We start from the raw sequence: 16,867 nt of genomic DNA on the forward strand, positions 1-16,867 counted from the left end.
CCCATCATGAAGAAACTCATTGCAACCCTCGCCCTGGGCCTCGCGGTCCTGGGCTTCAGCGGGGCCGTGCTGGCCCAGGCGGCCTCGGCCCCAGAGGCGGCTGCCTCGGTGGCAGCCGTCGCTGCACCCGCCGCGGCTTCGGCCGCTGACGCGGCCTCGGCTCCCGCCGCTGCCGCGGCCCCCGTGGCCAACAAGGGCGACGTCGCCTGGATGATCGTCGCCACGCTCCTCGTCATCATGATGACGGTGCCGGGCCTCGCCCTCTTCTACGGCGGCCTGGTGCGCAGCAAGAACATGCTGTCGGTGCTGATGCAGGTGCTCGTCACCTTCTCGCTGATCGTCGTGCTGTGGTGCATCTACGGCTACAGCCTGGCGTTCACCGAAGGCAACTCCTACATCGGCGGCTTCGACCGGCTGTTCATGAAGGGTCTCTTCGACCCCGCTGCAGGCACCTTCGCGATGGCCGCGACCTTCAGCAAGGGCGTCTACATCCCCGAGCTGCTGTTCGCCGCCTTCCAGGCCACCTTCGCCGGCATCACCTGCTGCCTGATCGTCGGCGCCTTCGCCGAGCGCATCAAGTTCAGCGCGGTGCTGCTGTTCATGGTCCTGTGGTTCACGTTCAGCTACGCGCCGATCGCCCACATGGTCTGGTTCTGGATGGGCCCGGACGCCTACGCCAGCAAGGAAGTGGTCGACGCGATGAACGCCAAGGCCGGCCTGATCTGGCAGTGGGGCGCGCTCGACTTCGCGGGCGGCACCGTGGTGCACATCAACGCCGCTGTCGCGGGCCTGGTGGGTGCCTTCATGGTGGGCAAGCGCGTGGGCTACGGCAAGGAAGCCTTCACCCCGCACTCGCTGACGCTGACGATGGTCGGTGCCTCGCTGCTGTGGGTGGGCTGGTTCGGCTTCAACGCCGGCTCGGCCCTGGAAGCAGGCAACAGCGCCGTGCTGGCCTTCATGAACACCTTCTCGGCCACGGCCGCGGCGGTGCTCGCCTGGTCCATCGGTGAAGCGCTGATGCGCGGCAAGGCCTCGATGCTGGGTGCAGCGTCGGGTGCCGTCGCCGGTCTGGTCGCCATCACCCCGGCCGCCGGCAACGTCGGCCTGATGGGCGCGATCGTGATCGGCTTCGTTGCCGGCTTCGCCTGCCTCTGGGGTGTCAACGGCCTGAAGAAGATGCTCGGCGCGGACGACTCGCTCGACGTGTTCGGCGTGCACGGTGTCGGCGGCATCGTCGGCGCCCTGCTGACCGGCGTGTTCAACACGCAGGCCCTGGCAGGCCCCGGCTTGGTCGGCGACTGGGTCACCGCCTCGGTCACGTCCAACGGCATCGGCGCCCAGGTCTGGATCCAGCTGAAGGCTGTGCTGCTGACCGTGGTCTGGTCGGGTGTGGTCTCGGTGGTCGCCTTCAAGATCGTCGACCTGGTGATCGGTCTGCGCGTGCCGGAAGAAGAGGAACGCGAAGGCCTGGACATCACGTCGCACGGCGAAACCGCTTACCACCAGTAAGCCGTAGACAAGCAAGCGCACGCTTGCTGTCAACCGAAAAGGCCACCGCGAGGTGGCCTTTTCTTTTGCGGAACCGAATGCAGCGGACCGCGGCGCGCCGCTTGCACTGCGCCAATGCGACCCCAACTCCTAGAATTCCGACTCCTCCACCCTGTCTTCCGGGCCCTCACCCATGGTTCCGCACCTCATCACCGCACTCACCGGCCCGATCAACGAACTGGAGCAGCGCATCCTCGAATCGCTGCCCGCCATTGAGCGATGGTTCCGGCTGGAGTGGATGGAGCACACGCCGCCGTTCTACACCTCGGTCGACGTGCGCAATGCCGGTTTCAAGCTGGCGCCGGTCGACACTAACCTCTTCCCCGGCGGCTTCAACAACCTCACGCAGGAAATGCTGCCGCTGGCGGTGCAGGCGGCGATGGCCGCCATCGAGAAGATCTGCCCCGAGGCGAAGAACCTCCTCCTCATCCCCGAGCGGCACACGCGCAACACCTTTTATCTCTCGAACGTCGCCCGCCTGAAGCAGATCTTTCACCAGGCCGGCCTCAACGTGCGCCTGGGCACGCTCGACGAGAGCATCAAGTCGCCCACCCAGCTCGACCTGCCCGACGGCAGCTCGCTGATGCTGGAGCCCTTGATCCGCACCCGCGGCCGCCTGGGCCTGAAGGACTTCGACCCCTGCACCATCCTGCTCAACAACGACCTGTCGGCCGGCATCCCGAAAGTGCTGGAAGGTTTGCATGAGCAGTACCTCCTGCCGCCGCTGCACGCGGGCTGGGCGGTGCGCCGCAAGACCAACCATTTCCAGGCCTACGAGGAAGTCGCGAAGAAGTTCGCCAAGCTCCTGGGGATGGACCCGTGGCTCATCAACCCGATGTTCGCCAAGTGCGGCGAGGTCAACTTCACCGACGGCACCGGCCAGGAATGCCTGATGAGCAACGCCGAGGCGCTGCTCGCCAAGGTGCGCCGCAAGTACAAGGAATACGGCATCCAGGAGAAGCCCTTCATCATCGTGAAGGCCGACGCCGGCACCTATGGCATGGGCATCATGACGGTGCGCGACCCGAAGGATCTGGCCGACCTCAACCGCAAGACGCGCAACAAGATGAGCGTCATCAAGGACGGCCAGGAGGTGAGCGAGGTCATCCTGCAGGAAGGCGTGCCCACCTACGAGCGGGTGCACGACGCCGTGGCCGAGCCGGTGGTCTACATGATCGACCGCTACGTGGTCGGCGGCTTCTACCGGGTGAACGCCGAGCGCGGCATCGACGAGAACCTCAATTCCCCCGGGGCGAGCTTCGTGCCGCTGGCCTTCGCCGAGTCGAACCAGCTGCCCAAGCCGGGTGTGAAGCCCGGGGCCAGCGCACCGAACCGCTTCTACATGTATGGCGTCATCGCCCGGCTGGCGATGCTGGCCGCAGCGTATGAACTGGAAGCCACCGACCCCGACGCCGAGGTCTACGAATAAACCGTCGACGGCAGTTGCTGCATTGCAACATCCGTCACGGCCGCCCTCGGCGGGTCAAATGAGCGCCCAGGCCTGCGGAGCACAATAGGCCCCCTTTGGACTCCGCCGGGCTGCGCTCGTGCCCGGTCGACCGTGAATTCCCAGCGCCCCTCTTCCAGCCTTGCCGCGCTCACGCTCGCCGCTCTCGGCGTCGTGTATGGCGACATCGGCACCAGCCCGCTCTACGCCTTCAAGGAAGTCTTCGCCCACGGGCACGTGCCGCTGACCACGGACAACATCTTCGGCGTGCTGTCGCTGATGTTCTGGACGCTGACGATCATCGTCTCCATCAAGTACGTCGGCCTCATCCTGCGGGCCGACAACAATGGCGAAGGCGGCCTGATCGCGATGCTCGCGCTGGCCTCGCAGGCGGTGAAGGAGCGCCGCCGGCTGCACCGGGTGCTGATGGTGCTCGGCATCTTCGGCACCGCCATCTTCTTCGGCGACGGTGTCATCACCCCGGCGATTTCGGTGCTGTCGGCGGTGGAAGGCCTGGAGGTTGCCGCCCCGGGGCTGCACCGCTACGTGGTGCCGGTGACGCTGGTCGTGCTCACGGCCCTGTTTCTGGTGCAGCGCCACGGCACGGCGAGCGTGGGCAAGCTCTTCGGGCCCATCACGCTCCTGTGGTTCATCGTGCTCGCGCTGCTGGGCATCGTGCACGTGCTGAAGAACCCCGCGGTGCTGGCCGCACTGAGCCCGCACCACGCCCTGCGCTTCTTCGTCGAGCACCCGGGCATCGCCTTCATCGCCCTCGGCTCGGTGGTGCTGTGCGTGACCGGCGCCGAAGCGCTCTATGCCGACATGGGCCACTTCGGCAAGAAGCCGATCCGCCTGGCGTGGTTCGGCTTCGTCATGCCGGCCCTCGTCATCAACTATTTCGGCCAGGGCGCGATGCTGCTCGCGCACCCCGAGAACGTGAAGAACCCGTTCTACGAGATGGCGCCGCAATGGGCGCTCTACCCGCTGATTGCGCTCGCCACCGCCGCCACGGTGATCGCCTCGCAGGCGCTCATCACCGCGGCGTTCTCGGTCACCAAGCAGGCCATCCAGCTTGGCTACCTGCCGCGCTTGCGCATCCTGCACACCTCGGTCAAGGAAACGGGCCAGGTCTACGTGCCCTTCATCAACTGGAGTCTGTACGTCGCCATCGTGCTGGCGGTGGTGCTCTTCGGCAGCAGCAGCAAGCTCGCCGCGGCCTACGGCATCGCGGTGACGATCGACATGCTGATCACCACCACGATGACCTTCTTCGTCATCCGCTACGGCTGGAAGTACCCCTGGGCGCTGTGCGTGGCCGCCACCGGCTTCTTCTTCGTCGTCGACCTGATGTTCTTCTCGGCCAACATCATCAAGGTGTTCGACGGCGGCTGGTTCCCGGTGCTGATCGGCGCGGCGATGTTCGTGCTGATGATGACCTGGAAACAGGGCCGTGCGCTGATGCGCGAGCGCCTGCGCGACGACGCGATCGATCTGAAGAGCTTCCTCGAAGCGGTGTTCGTGAGCCCGCCAACGCGGGTGCAGGGCACGGCGGTGTTCCTCGTGCCCGAGGCGGGTGTCACGCCCAACGCGCTCCTGCACAACCTGAAGCACAACAAGGTGCTGCACGAGACCAACCTCTTCGTCACGGTGAAGCACCACGAGATCCCGTGGATCGGCTTCGACAAGCGCTGCGAGATCGAACCGCTCGGCCGCGACTGCTGGCAGGTCACGCTCAACTTCGGGTTCAAGAACGACCCCGACGTGCCGGAGGCGCTGGCGCTGCTGCGCCACCGCGGCGTGCAGCTCGACGACATGGAGACCTCGTACTTCCTGTCGCGCGACATCGTGATCCCGACCTTCGGCCAGGGCATGACGATGTGGCGCGAGAAGCTCTTTGCAAGCATGCACCACAACGCAAGCGGGGCGTCGGAGTACCTGAGCTTGCCGACGAACCGCGTGGTGGAGCTCGGCTCGAAAGTCGAAATCTAGCGCCCAGCCGCGATGCGCTCCCTGCTTCGCGACAGCTCGCTCTCCACCCTCGCAGCCGGGTTCATCGCCGTGCTGGTCGGCTACACCAGTTCGGTGGCCATCGTCTTCCAGGCCGCACGCTCGCTCGGTGCGGACGCCGCGCAGATCAGCTCCTGGATGTGGGCTCTCGGCATCGGCATGGGCGTGTGCGCATTCGGGGCCTCGATGTGGCTCAGGAAGCCGGTGATGATCGCGTGGTCCACCCCGGGTGCGGCGGTGCTCGCGACGGCCGGTGCAGCCGGTGGCTTCACCATGCCCGAGGCGATCGGCGCTTTCATGGTGTCGGCCGCGCTCATCGTGCTCTTCGGTGCGACGGGCTGGTTCGAGCGGCTGATGGACCGCATCCCGATGCCCATCGCCAACGCGCTGCTGGCCGGCGTGCTCGCGCGCTTCGGGCTCGATGCCTTCATCGCTGCGAAGTCGGCATTCGGCCTCGTGTTGGCGATGCTGCTGGCCTACCTCATCGGCCGGCGTTGGTGGCCACGCTACGCGGTGCCGGTGGTGCTCGCGGTCGGCACGCTGTGGGCTGCGCTGCACGGGCAACTGCACCCCGACGGCATCCACCTCGGCCTCACGATGCCGGTGTTCACCGCCCCTGCCTTCCACTGGCAGGCGATGGTGAGCCTCGCGCTGCCGCTCTTCGTCGTGACGATGGCCTCGCAGAACCTGCCGGGTGTCGCCGCCATCCGCGCAGCCGGCTACTCGATGCCCATCTCGCGCCTCATCACGATGACCGGCGCTGCGACGCTCGTGCTCGCGCCCTTCGGGGCTTATGCGATCAACCTCGCGGCGATCACCGCAGCCATCTGCATGGGCCGCGAAACACATGAAGACCCCGAGCGCCGCTACGCCGCCGCCGCGACGGCGGGCGTGCTCTACCTCGTCGTGGGGTTGTTCGGTGCGGCGGTTGCAGGCGTGCTGCTCGCCTTCCCGAAGGAACTGGTCGCCGCCATCGCAGGCCTCGCGCTGCTCGGCAGCATCGGCGGAGGCCTCGCCGGCGCGATGAAGGAAGACACCCACCGCGAGGCCTCGCTCATCACCTTCCTCGTCACGCTGAGCGGTCTTTCGCTGTGGGGCATCGGCTCGGCCTTCTGGGGTGTGGTCGCCGGCGCGCTCGCGCTTTTTGTGCAACAGTGGCGGCCCCGATCCACTGCCTGAGATGCCCCCATGAAGCTGTTGTTCGTGGCCGACCCGCTGGAGAGCTTCAAGACCTACAAGGACTCGACCTTCGCGATGATGCGCGAAGCCGCGTCACGCGGCCACGAGCTCTGGGCCTGCGAAGCGAAGGACCTGGTGTGGCAGCGCGGCGGGCAGGTGAGCGCGCAGGCCCGCCGCTTCACGCTGACGGGCGACCCGCACGACTGGTTCGCGCCCGAGGCCCGCACCGGCATCACCCTCGCCGGGATGGACGCGGTGCTGATGCGCAGCGACCCGCCCTTCGACAGCGAATACTTCTACGCCACGCATCTCCTGGAGCAAGCCGAGCGCGAAGGCGCACGCGTCTTCAACAAGCCCGCCGCGCTGCGCGACCACCCCGAGAAGCTCGCCATCCTCGAGTTCCCCCAGTTCATCGGGCCCACGCTGGTCACGCGCCATGCGGCGGAGATTCGTGCCTTCCATGCCGCGCACCAGGACATCATCTTGAAGCCCCTCGACGGCATGGGCGGCATGGGCATCTTCCGTGTCGGCCCCGACGGCCTGAACCTCGGCAGCATCATCGAGACGCTCAACAAGCACGGCGCGCAGACGGTGATGGTGCAGCGCTACCTGCCCGAGATTGCACAAGGCGACAAACGCATCCTCATCATCGACGGCGAGCCGATCCCGCATGCGCTGGCGCGCATCCCGCAGGGCAGCGAGATCCGCGGCAACATGGCCGTGGGTGGCAAGGGCGTGGCACAGCCCCTCTCGGCGCGCGACCACGAGATCGCATCGACCATCGGCCCCATCCTCGCGGAGCGTGGCCTGTTGCTCGTGGGCCTCGACGTGATCGGCGATTGCGTCACCGAGATCAACGTGACGAGCCCGACCGGCTTCCAGGAAATCACGCAGCAAACCGGCTTCGATGTAGCACGCGCGTTCATAAATGCGCTGGAGCGCCGAAGCGCGTGAAATAGCACGCCCGGCCTCGGGCTAGTCCCGAGCCAAGGCTCACATACCCGCTCCCATACTGCGCCGGCATCGGCATCACAGGAGGGCCGCCACACGGCCCAGGGAGAGAACATGAGCCAATCGATCACACGCCGCGCCTGCTTGCAGGGACTCGCCGCCACCTCCGCCAGCCTCGCGCTGCCTGCGGCTCACGCCGCCCCCGGCGACGAGATCCTGATCGGCCAGAGCGCGCACCTCACCGGCCCGGCCGCCGCGCAGCTGGTGCGGGTGCTCAAGGGCCAGGAACTGGCGCTCGAGGAGTTCAACGAACGCAAGGGGGGTGTGGCTGGCCGCAAGGTGCGGCTCATCACGCTCGACGACGCCTATGACCCCAAGCGCTGCGTCGAGAACGTGCACACGCTGATCGACAAGGAAAAGGTGGTCGCGCTCTACGGCCTGGGCAGCACGGCCAACGTGGCCGCGGTGCTGCCGGTGCTGGCCGAGAAGAAGGTGCCGCTGATCAGCGTCTACACCGGCGCGCCTTCGCTGCGCACGCCGCAGCACCCCTACTTCTTCACCACCATGGCCAGTTACCGCGACGAGGTCGGCAAGATGGTGCAGAACCTCGTGTCGGGCCAGCGCAAGCGCATCGCGGTGGCCGTGCTCAACAATGCCTTCGGCAAGGAAATGGCGCCGATGGTCGAAGACGTGGCCAAGGAACACGGCGCCTCCGTGGTGGCCACGCAGGCCATCGACATCACCGGCGCCAACGCCGTCAACGCCTGCAAGCTGCTCGGCGATGCCAAGCCCGACGGGCTCATCATCATGGCTTTCGGTCCGATGTTCGTGCCCACGGTGAAAGCCGCACGCGCCTACATCGGCGTGCCAATCTACGGGCCCACCATCGCCAACAGCCGCAACTCGATCGAAGCGCTGGGCGACGAAGCCCGTGGCATCGCCTTCACCCGGCTGCTGCCCAACGCGCTGCGGCCCACACTCAACGTCATCCGCGACTACGGTGCGGCGATGGAGCGCGCCAAGATCCCGATCGACTACGACCACTTCTTCGGCTACGTCAACCTGCGCGTGCTGCTCGAAGGCCTGCGCCGCGCTGGCAAGTCGGTCACACCGCAGAGCCTGGTGACCACGATGGAGCGTGCCGGCACGATGGACATCGGCGGCTACAAGCTCAACTACGGGCCGAACAACCACCACGGCTCCAAGCTTGTCGAGCTGACCATCATCGGGCCGGGCGGGCGCTACATCTCCTGAGCGGCCGGGCCTTTCGGGCGGGGGGCGACAATGCGGGTTTTGCTCCGCACGCCATGGCCGTCCTCTCCCTCTCCAACGCCGACCTCGCCTATGGCCATGTCGCCCTGCTCGACAAGGCCGCGTTCTCGCTCGAAGCCGGCGAACGCCTCGGCCTGATCGGCCGCAACGGCGCGGGCAAGTCCTCGCTGCTCAAGATCATCGCGGGGCTCGAGAAGCCCGACGATGGCCTGCTGCAGATGACGCAGGGCCTGCGCATCTGCTACGTGCCGCAGGAGCCGGTGTTCGACGCGCAGGCGAGCGTGTTCGACACCGTGAGCGAGGGGGTGGCCGAAGCCAAGCGCGTGCGCCAGCAGTACGAGGAGCACGCCGAAGGCACCGACCTCGATGCGCTGCAGACGCGCATCGAAGCGCTCGACGCGTGGACGTGGGAGCAGCGTGTCGACACAACGCTGCACCAGCTGCACCTCGACGGCGCGCGCATCGTGGGCGAACTCTCCGGTGGCATGAAGAAACGCGTGGCGCTCGCACAGGCGCTGGTGGCCGTGCCCGACGTGCTGCTGCTCGACGAGCCCACCAACCACCTCGACCTCGATTCCATCGCGTGGCTGGAAGAGCTGCTCAACGGTTTCAAGGGCAGCGTGATGCTGATCACCCACGACCGCGCCTTCCTCGACAACGTGGCCACGCGCATCCTCGAGCTCGACCGCGGCACGATCCGCAGCTACCCCGGCAACTTCAGCGCCTACGAGCGCACGAAGGAAGAGCAGCTCGCCTCGGAGGCGCTGGCCAACGCACGCGCCGACAAGCTGCTCGCGCAGGAAGAGGTGTGGATCCGCAAGGGCGTGGAAGCCCGCCGCACCCGCAGCGTGGCGCGCATCGAGCGGCTCAAGGTGCTGCGCGACCAGCGCCAGAAACGGCGCGATTCGCTGGGCCAGGTGAAGCTCGAGGTCGACTCGGGTGTGCCGAGCGGCAAGATCGTGGCCGAACTCAAGGACGTGTCGGTGCGCTTTGGCGAGAAGGTGATCGTCAAGGGCTTCAGCGCCACCATCCTGCGCGGCGACAAGGTCGGCCTGATCGGGCCAAATGGCGCGGGCAAGACCACGCTGCTCAAGCTCATCCTCGGCGAACTGAAGCCCGACAGCGGCACGGTGCGCCAGGGCTCGCGCATCGAGGTCGCCTACTTCGACCAGATGCGCAGCACCCTGAAGCTCGATGCGACCCTCGCCGACACCATCAGCCCCGGCAGCGAGTGGGTGGAGGTGAACGGCCAGCGCAAGCACGTGATGAGCTACCTCACCGACTTCCTCTTCTCACCCGAACGCGCCAACTCGCCGGTGCGCACGCTCTCGGGCGGCGAGCGCAATCGCCTGCTGCTGGCGCGACTCTTCGCGCTGCCCGCCAACGTGCTGGTGCTCGACGAACCCACCAACGACCTCGACATCGACACGCTGGAACTGCTCGAAGAGCTGCTGCAAAGCTACAACGGCACGGTGTTCCTGGTGAGCCACGACCGCCGCTTCCTCGACAACGTGGTCACGAGCACCATCGCGTGGGAGGGGGACGAATCACCAGGCCTCTGGCGCGAGTACGAAGGCGGCTACGAAGACTGGAAGATGCAGCAAGCCCGCGCCCGCGCGATGCGCGACGACAAGTCCACGAAGCCCTCGGCGCCACTGCCCGCCACAACCTCGGCTGCCGCCACCGCAGCACCGAAGAAGGCCAAGCTCAGCTACAAGGAGCAGCGCGAACTCGACGGCCTGCCGGCGCGCATCGAGGCGCTGGAGACCGAGCAGAAACAGCTCGGCGAGCAACTCAGCGGCACCGCCATCTACAGCGGCGACGCGCAGGTCCTCGCGCAGACACAGGCGCGCTTTTCGCAGATCGAGACGGAACTCATGGAAGCGCTCGAGCGCTGGGAACTCCTCGGCTCGAAGTAGGGCTCGAGCCCGTGGGCTAACGGCCGAGAGCGCCGAAGAACGATTCGCCGAAACCCGTCGGCCGCGTGCGGCTGACGATCAGGCCCGACTGCAGGTAGAGGGCGTTGAGCAGGCGCGAGGCGCGCTCGGTGTCGAAGCCTGGCCACTCGGCCATCTCGCGCAGGGTGTAGCGGTCGCCCTGCAGCTTCTGGATGGCACCCGGCAGCGCACCTGCCACGCGCAAGCCGGAGAGGTCGACACCGGGGGCCACGCGGTAGGCCACCTGGCCGGCGATCTCGGGCAGCAGAGCACTGCGCGCACCGCGCAGTGCCAGTTCCCACAAGAGTGGCCGCAGCGGGTGGTAGTGATGCCCTTCGCCGACCAGCGACGCCTCGGCATCGCCGGGCGGTCGCAGCACGGCGGGTTCGACATGCAGCACGCGCAGTTCGGTGGGCCGCTGCAGCAGCAGCGCGTCGATCGACACCGGGCAGTGCACCAGCCGGTCGACGGCGAAGACGGTGAGCGGCACCACCGACTCACCCATCTGCAGATGCACGACCACGTGCTGCGCATGGCGCACGCAGGCGGCCAGCACTTCCAGCACCTCCGAGGCCTGGCCCGAATGCTCGAAGCGCATCAGGTCGGCCAACAGCGACTGGCTCAAGCTCGGTTGCCCCGGCGTCAGCTCGGTGACCACGCGCGCACGCGGGCCACCCGGCTCGTGCAGGTAGCGCTGGAAGTCGCTCACCCGCATCAACTCGGGTTCGCCAAAGGGAATGGTGGGTTCGAACAAGCTCATGAACGGTACGAATGTAGGCGACGCCCCCGCAGCGCCGCAATCAGGGCGTGCCGCGCAGGCCATCACGTGTGCGCTCCAGCGCCCGCCAGAAACGGGCGTCCTGGGTGGTGGCGAAATTGATGCGCATCAGCGTGGTCGGGCGAGGAGTGGCGTGGAACAAAGCCCCCGGGGCGAGCAGCCAGCCCTGGTCGACCATCGCGTGCGACAGGCGCTCAGTGTCCACGCCCACGTCGACCCAGCCGAAAAGACCCCTCGGCGGGCTGGCAAAACGGCAACCTGCCGATTCGGCCAGCTTGACCGAGCGGGCCCGCGCCGCGTCGAGCCGCTGGCCCACACGCTCGGCGTGGCGGCGCAGCAGGCCCTGTTCGAGGCAGTGCGCCAGCGCCTGCTCGGTGACGCCGGGGCTGGTGAGGCTGGTAAGGAGCTTGGTGTCGATGAAGCGGTCGACCAGCGCGGGCGGCGCGGCGAGATACCCCACGCGCCAGTTGGGGACGAGGATCTTGGAGAAGCCCGAGATGTAGATCGTGCGCTCCAGCCCGTCGAGCGCCGACAGGCGAGGCAGGTGCGCCGGCGCGAGGTGGGCGTAGGTGTCGTCTTCCACGATGTGCAAATCGTGCGCCTGCGCGAGCCGCAGCAGGCGGTGCGCAGTGCCGAGTGAGAGCGACGCGCCGGTCGGGTTGTGCAGCACGGAGACGGTGATGTACAGGCGCGGCCGGTCCTGCGGCTGCTGGGCCTCGATCAGGCGCTGCATCACGGCGAGGTCGGGGCCGTCTTCGCCGCGCGGCACCGGCAGGATGCGCAGGCCGAGGGCCGTGAGCCGCGCGTATTCGACCGACCAGCCGGGCTCGTCGACCAGCACCGTGTCGCCGGCGCGCAGCAGGCTGCGGGTGACGATGTCAAGCGCCTGCGTGGCACCGATGGTCGTGACGATCTGCTCGGGGCGGGCCTTGACGGCGAAGTCTTCGAGCCGCATCGACAGGGCACGGCGCAGGCGCAGATCACCCGCTGGTTCGCCATATTGCAGCGACAGCGGCCCGAGCTGGGCCGGGCCGCTCACGCGACGCAGCGCGGCGCTGAGCATCGGCAGGTCGAGCCATTCGATGGGCAGCGTGCCCAGGCCCGGCATGGGCTGGCTTCCCGGGGGCTGGAACATGCTGCGCACGAGCATGGTGGCGCTGACCGGCGCGGCCAGGCGCGGGGCGGGGCTGGGTGTGTCGGCGGCCGGCGCCTCGGCGTCACGGCGGTGGTGGTCCCGCACGAAGAAGCCACGCTGTTTGCGCGCCTCGACCAGCCCCAGCGCCAGCAGCTGGTCATAGGCCGCGACCACCGTGTAGGGGCTGACGCCGTGGCGGCGCGCACATTCGCGCACCGAGGGCAGGCGTGCGCCTGGCGCCATGAGGCGCTGCCGGATGTGCTCGGCAAAGCGGTTCGACAGCTGCTCAGTGAGCGTGGCGTCGGACTGGCGCGAAAGGGGCTGGGGCGGGTTCATGACGGGCGGCTGTGTTGGGAAGGCGGCCGATACAGAAACTGAAATGTGCCGGTCAAGTGTATCGGCTCTGTGCTGGTCACAACCCTAGACTGGCCGGATGAACCCACAAACCAAAGGCCTGTGGCTGGGCCTCGCCGGCGTGACCCTCTTCGCGATGACCACGCCGATGACGCGCCTGGCCGTCGGGCCGGCCGACGACCCGCAGCTGCCACCGCTCTTCGTCACCGCCGGGCGCGCCGCGCTGGCCGGTGTGCTGAGCCTCGTGTACCTGCTGCTGACCCGCGCGCCGCGACCGCAAGCGCGGCACCTGCCGGCGCTGGCGGTGAGCGCGGCCGGCACGGTGATCGGCTTTCCGCTTTTTCTCGGCCTCGCGCTGCGCGAGGTGAACGCGATGCACGCTGCGGTCGTCACCGGGCTGCTGCCCTTGGGCACGGCCGTGGTGGCCTCGGTCGCGCTGCGGCAACGCCCCTCCAACGGCTTTTGGGCCTGCGCGGTGCTGGGCTTCGGGTTGGTCGCGGCGTTTGCGCTGCTGGCGGGCGGGCAGCTCAGCATGGCCGATGGGCTGCTGATGCTGGCCGTGCTGAGCGCCGCCGTGGGCTACGTGAGCGGCGCACAGCTCGCGAAGGAGTGGTCGGCCGAACATGTGATCTGCTGGGTGCTGGTGCTGAGCATGCCGCTCACCTGGCCGCTCGCCTGGCACAGCTGGCCGACCCAGCCGGCCAGCCTGGCGGCGTGGGGCGGCTTCGCTTACGTCACGCTCTTCTCGATGTGGATCGGCTTCTTCGCCTGGTACCGGGCGCTTGCCCTCGGCGGCACGGTGCGGGTCAGCCAGGTGCAACTCGTGCAGCCCTTCCTCTCGCTGCTGTTCGCGGTGCCCATCCTGGGCGAGCGGCTGGACACGATGACCCTTCTCTTTTCGCTCGCGGTGATCGCCACCGTCTTCGTCGGCAAGAGAATGCCGGTGAACCTGCCCGCTGCCGCCCGTTGAACGGCCCCAACACCATGACCCAACACCTGCCCTGGACGCTCGCCCGCCGCGCCGAGCGCATGAACCCTTCGGTGATCCGCGAGATCCTCAAGGTGACCGAACAGCCCGGCATCATCTCGCTTGCTGGCGGTTTGCCTTCGCCCGACACCTTTCCGATCGAGGCGATGCGCGAGGCCACCAACCGCGTGCTGCGCGACCACCCGCGCGAGGCGCTGCAGTACGCGGCCAGCGAGGGCTTTGCACCCTTGCGCGAATGGGTGGCGATCGAGATGGCCGAGCAGGGCCTGCCGGTCGACCCGGCGCAGGTGCTCATCACCACCGGCTCGCAGCAAGGGCTCGACCTCGTCGGCAAGGTGCTGATCGATCCCGGCTCGACCGTCGCCGTCGAGTCGCCCACCTACCTCGGCGCACTGCAGGCGTTCAACCCCTGCGAGCCCGACTACGTGGCCGTGGCCTGCGATGACGACGGGCCGCTGGTGGAGGGGCTTGCCGCGGCGCGCGGCGCCCGCTTTCTCTACGCCTTGCCGAACTTCCAGAACCCAAGCGGGCGCTGCATCGGCGCCACGCGGCGAGACCAACTGATGGAGGCCGCGCGCGCGATGGGCCTGCCGGTGGTGGAAGACAACCCCTATGGAGAGCTCTGGTTCGACGGGGCACCACCCGCGCCGCTCGCCTCGCGCTGGGCGGAAGGCACGGTCTACCTCGGCTCGTTCTCCAAAGTGCTGGCCCCTGGCCTGCGCCTGGGCTACGTGATCGCGCCGAAGCCGCTCTTCCCGAAGCTGCTGCAGGCCAAACAGGCCGCCGACCTGCACACGCCGGGCTTCAACCAGCGTGTGGTGCACGAGGTGATACGCGGCGGCTTTCTGCATCAGCACGTGCCGACGATCCGCGCCCGCTACAAGGCACAGCGCGACGCGATGGCAGCGTCGCTCCAGGCGCACCTGCCCGCGAGCTGCCACTGGAACACGCCGCAGGGCGGGATGTTCTTCTGGCTCACGCTGCCCGACGGTGTCGATGCCACGGCACTGCTCCCGAAAGCCGTGGCCCTCGGCATGGCCTATGTGCCGGGTGCCGCCTTCTTCGCCGACGACGCACGCGCGAACACGCTGCGCCTGTCCTTCGTCACCGTGTCGCCGGAGCAGATCGACCGCGGCATCCGCCTGCTCGCCCAAGCCCTGGAAACCCACGCACCATGAGCTCCTTCACCTTCACGCAGGTTGACGTCTTCACCGACCAACCCCTCAAGGGCAACCCACTCGCCGTCGTGCACGGTGCCGACGTGCTGAGCGATGCACAGATGCGGTCGTTCGCGCACTGGACCAACCTGTCGGAGACGACCTTCCTGCTGCAGCCCACCGACCCGGCCGCCGACTACCGGGTGCGCATCTTCACGCCCAACGAAGAGCTGCCGTTCGCCGGCCACCCGACACTCGGCAGTTGCCACGCCTGGCTGCAGGCTGGCGGCACACCGCGCGTGCGGGGCATGGTGGTGCAGCAATGCGGCGTGGGGCTGGTGCGCATCCGGCAGAGCGAGAGTGGTGCGGCCTTCGCAGCGCCGGCGTTGAAGATGGAAGCGGTGGACGACGCCACGCTCGAGAAGGTGCTGGCCGCGCTCGGCCTGGCGCGTGAACGGGTGCTCGCTGCGCAGTGGCTGCAAAACGGCCCGCGCTGGCTGACGCTGCTGCTCGACAGCGCCGACACGGTGCTCGCGGTCGAGCCGGACCACGGTGCGTTGAAAGGCCTCGCCGAAGTGGGTCTCGTCGGCCCCTATCTGGCCGGCAGTGCGTGCCAGTTCGAGCTGCGCGCGTTCGCCGCCGTGATCGGCGTGCCCGAAGACCCGGTCACCGGCAGCCTGAATGCGGGCGTGGCGCAGTGGCTGATCGAACGCGGCGACGCGCCGAAGCGCTACCTCGCCTCGCAAGGCCAACGGCTCGGCCGCGCTGGCCGCGTGCAGATCGAACACGACGGCCGCACCTTGTGGGTCGGCGGGCAGAGCGTCAGCTGCGTGCGGGGCGAGCTGACGCTCTGAGGCGGGTCAGGCCTTGCGACGCAGGCGCCAGGCCGCGGCCATGCGCGCCCAGGCCTGGGCGGCCTCGGGGTCCTGTTCGCGCACCAGGGCGCGGTAGCGACGCAGGATGACGAAGAAGCTGGACAACAGCAGGGCGGCCAGTGCCGCGCCCAGCACGATGAGCGCGCGCGATGGCTTGGACTTGCGGTCCGGCGGCTGCGCCACGTCGACCTGCTGCAGCGCGGGCCCTTCCTTGGCTTCGTCGAGCTTGGCCACTTCGTATTGGCGCAGCATGCTGGCGAGCATGGTTTCCTGGAACTTCACTTCGCGCGCAGCACGCACGTAGTCGATGGCCGCGGCCGGCAGCTTGCCGATGGGAATGTCGATGCCCCCGCCGGCCGCCGACGCGGCCTTCGCCGTCGCCGGAACCGACGACTCCATGCGCGCCAGCTCACCACGCAAGGCGCTCAGCTCGGACATCAGCAGCTGCACGTCGGGGTTCTGTGCCGTGGTGCTGGTGCGCATCACCTTCAGGCGCACTTCGCGCTCGATGATCTTGGTCTTGAGTTCGGCGACCGCCTTGATGATGGCTTCGGCTTGCTGATCGAGCACGATCATCCCGGACTTCTCTTGCACCGTGCGCAAGGCCTGCTCGGCCTTGACGAGGTTTTCCTTGGTCTCCTTCAGCTGCTGGTCGAAGAAGACACGGCGTTGCTGGGCTTCGGAGACCGCCAGTCGACTGAGGAGCTTGGTCAGCTCGGCGGAATATGCATTGGCGAGGTCGGCGGAGAATTTCGGGTCGCGGTCGTCGACTTCCAGCGTGATGACGCCCGACTTCTTGTCGGAAGAAATGCGCACATACCGCGGCATCGTGGTGCGCATGACCTCGTAGGTGTCGACCTTGTAGCGCTTGTACAGGTCGAACCGGGTCGCCAGCGTGCGCTGCACGGTGTCGCTCTTCAGCAGGTTCACGTAGAGCTCATCGGGCGTCTTCGCCGTGATGCCGCCAGCCAGCCCGCCCAAGGATCCAAGCGCAGCCAGGGCCGCCGCCGAGGCACTCGGCTGCTGCGCCGAGGGCGGCAGCAGCGTGGTGCGGGCGGTGAAGACGGGGTCCAGCATGAACGCGAGAACCAGTGCGAGCACAACGACCATCCCCGTCACGGTGCCGATGAGGCGCTTGCCTTCGCCCACCCAGGTCAGCAAGTCCACCAGGCTGATGGCAGGCCCCTCGTCGACATCGTCTTCCGGCTGGTGCAGCACGTGGGAATCCAGTTGGTTCAT

The 16,867-nt window shown here is 67.9% G+C and carries 13 protein-coding genes; 10 read left to right on the forward strand and 3 right to left on the reverse strand.

The genetic code is table 11. From position 1 onward, the window contains the following. The first annotated feature begins 6 nt into the window (after nt 1-6). The 7 genes from RXV79_RS24590 to RXV79_RS24620 all read left to right on the forward strand — a co-directional run bounded on the left by RXV79_RS24590 (nt 7) and on the right by RXV79_RS24620 (nt 10,323). Nucleotides 7-1,509, forward strand: a complete 1,503-nt coding sequence (locus RXV79_RS24590) for an ammonium transporter (protein WP_316700748.1) — start codon at nt 7-9, stop codon at nt 1,507-1,509. Between the two features lie 172 nt (nt 1,510-1,681). After that, entirely contained in the window at nt 1,682-2,977 is a 1,296-nt protein-coding gene (gene gshA, locus RXV79_RS24595; protein WP_316700749.1) for a glutamate--cysteine ligase, read from the forward strand. A 132-nt stretch (nt 2,978-3,109) separates the two neighbouring features. Further along, the gene (locus RXV79_RS24600; RefSeq protein ID WP_316700750.1) at nt 3,110-4,984 is read left to right on the forward strand and encodes a potassium transporter Kup; all 1,875 of its coding nucleotides are present in this window, start codon (nt 3,110-3,112) and stop codon (nt 4,982-4,984) included. Nucleotides 4,985-4,996: 12 nt separating this feature from the next. Continuing rightward, complete coding sequence (locus RXV79_RS24605) at nt 4,997-6,181, forward strand: benzoate/H(+) symporter BenE family transporter (protein WP_316700751.1); 1,185 nt, start codon at nt 4,997-4,999, stop codon at nt 6,179-6,181. A gap of 9 nt (nt 6,182-6,190) precedes the next feature. Beyond that, on the forward strand, nt 6,191-7,135 hold the full coding sequence (gene gshB, locus RXV79_RS24610) for a glutathione synthase (RefSeq protein WP_316700752.1): 945 nt from the start codon (nt 6,191-6,193) through the stop codon (nt 7,133-7,135). A gap of 111 nt (nt 7,136-7,246) precedes the next feature. Continuing rightward, nucleotides 7,247-8,386: an ABC transporter substrate-binding protein gene (locus RXV79_RS24615; protein WP_316700753.1), complete on the forward strand. Its 1,140-nt coding sequence runs from the start codon at nt 7,247-7,249 to the stop codon at nt 8,384-8,386. Between the two features lie 53 nt (nt 8,387-8,439). Further along, a complete protein-coding gene (locus tag RXV79_RS24620) occupies nt 8,440-10,323 on the forward strand; it encodes an ATP-binding cassette domain-containing protein (protein ID WP_316700755.1) in 1,884 nt (627 codons plus the stop codon). Between the two features lie 16 nt (nt 10,324-10,339). Here RXV79_RS24620 and RXV79_RS24625 read toward each other — a convergent pair whose 3' ends face one another. Both RXV79_RS24625 and RXV79_RS24630 read right to left on the reverse strand, forming a co-directional pair. Continuing rightward, on the reverse strand, nt 10,340-11,101 hold the full coding sequence (locus RXV79_RS24625; protein ID WP_316700756.1) for a hypothetical protein: 762 nt from the start codon (nt 11,099-11,101) through the stop codon (nt 10,340-10,342). A 40-nt stretch (nt 11,102-11,141) separates the two neighbouring features. Further along, nucleotides 11,142-12,590 (reverse strand): aminotransferase-like domain-containing protein, encoded by a 1,449-nt coding sequence (locus RXV79_RS24630; RefSeq protein WP_316700758.1) that lies wholly within the window; start codon nt 12,588-12,590, stop codon nt 11,142-11,144. A gap of 97 nt (nt 12,591-12,687) precedes the next feature. Here RXV79_RS24630 and RXV79_RS24635 point away from each other — a divergent pair, with 97 nt between their 5' ends. Genes RXV79_RS24635 through RXV79_RS24645 form a run of 3 tightly spaced genes read left to right on the forward strand, consistent with a single transcriptional unit; the run spans nt 12,688 to nt 15,607 of the window. After that, entirely contained in the window at nt 12,688-13,578 is an 891-nt protein-coding gene (locus tag RXV79_RS24635) for a DMT family transporter (protein WP_316700759.1), read from the forward strand. A 14-nt stretch (nt 13,579-13,592) separates the two neighbouring features. Continuing rightward, the gene (locus RXV79_RS24640) at nt 13,593-14,774 is read left to right on the forward strand and encodes an aminotransferase-like domain-containing protein (RefSeq protein ID WP_316700760.1); all 1,182 of its coding nucleotides are present in this window, start codon (nt 13,593-13,595) and stop codon (nt 14,772-14,774) included. After that, entirely contained in the window at nt 14,771-15,607 is an 837-nt protein-coding gene (locus RXV79_RS24645; RefSeq protein WP_316700761.1) for a PhzF family phenazine biosynthesis protein, read from the forward strand. The genes RXV79_RS24640 and RXV79_RS24645 overlap by 4 nt, the downstream gene beginning before the upstream one ends. 6 nt (nt 15,608-15,613) lie before the next feature. Here RXV79_RS24645 and RXV79_RS24650 read toward each other — a convergent pair whose 3' ends face one another. Continuing rightward, nucleotides 15,614-16,867 carry a Wzz/FepE/Etk N-terminal domain-containing protein gene (locus RXV79_RS24650; RefSeq protein ID WP_316700762.1) on the reverse strand — a complete coding sequence of 418 codons (1,254 nt, stop codon included), beginning with the start codon at nt 16,865-16,867 and terminating at the stop codon, nt 15,614-15,616.

The sequence above is a fragment of the Piscinibacter gummiphilus genome, from assembly GCF_032681285.1.
Lineage (GTDB): Bacteria > Pseudomonadota > Gammaproteobacteria > Burkholderiales > Burkholderiaceae_C > Rhizobacter > Rhizobacter gummiphilus_A.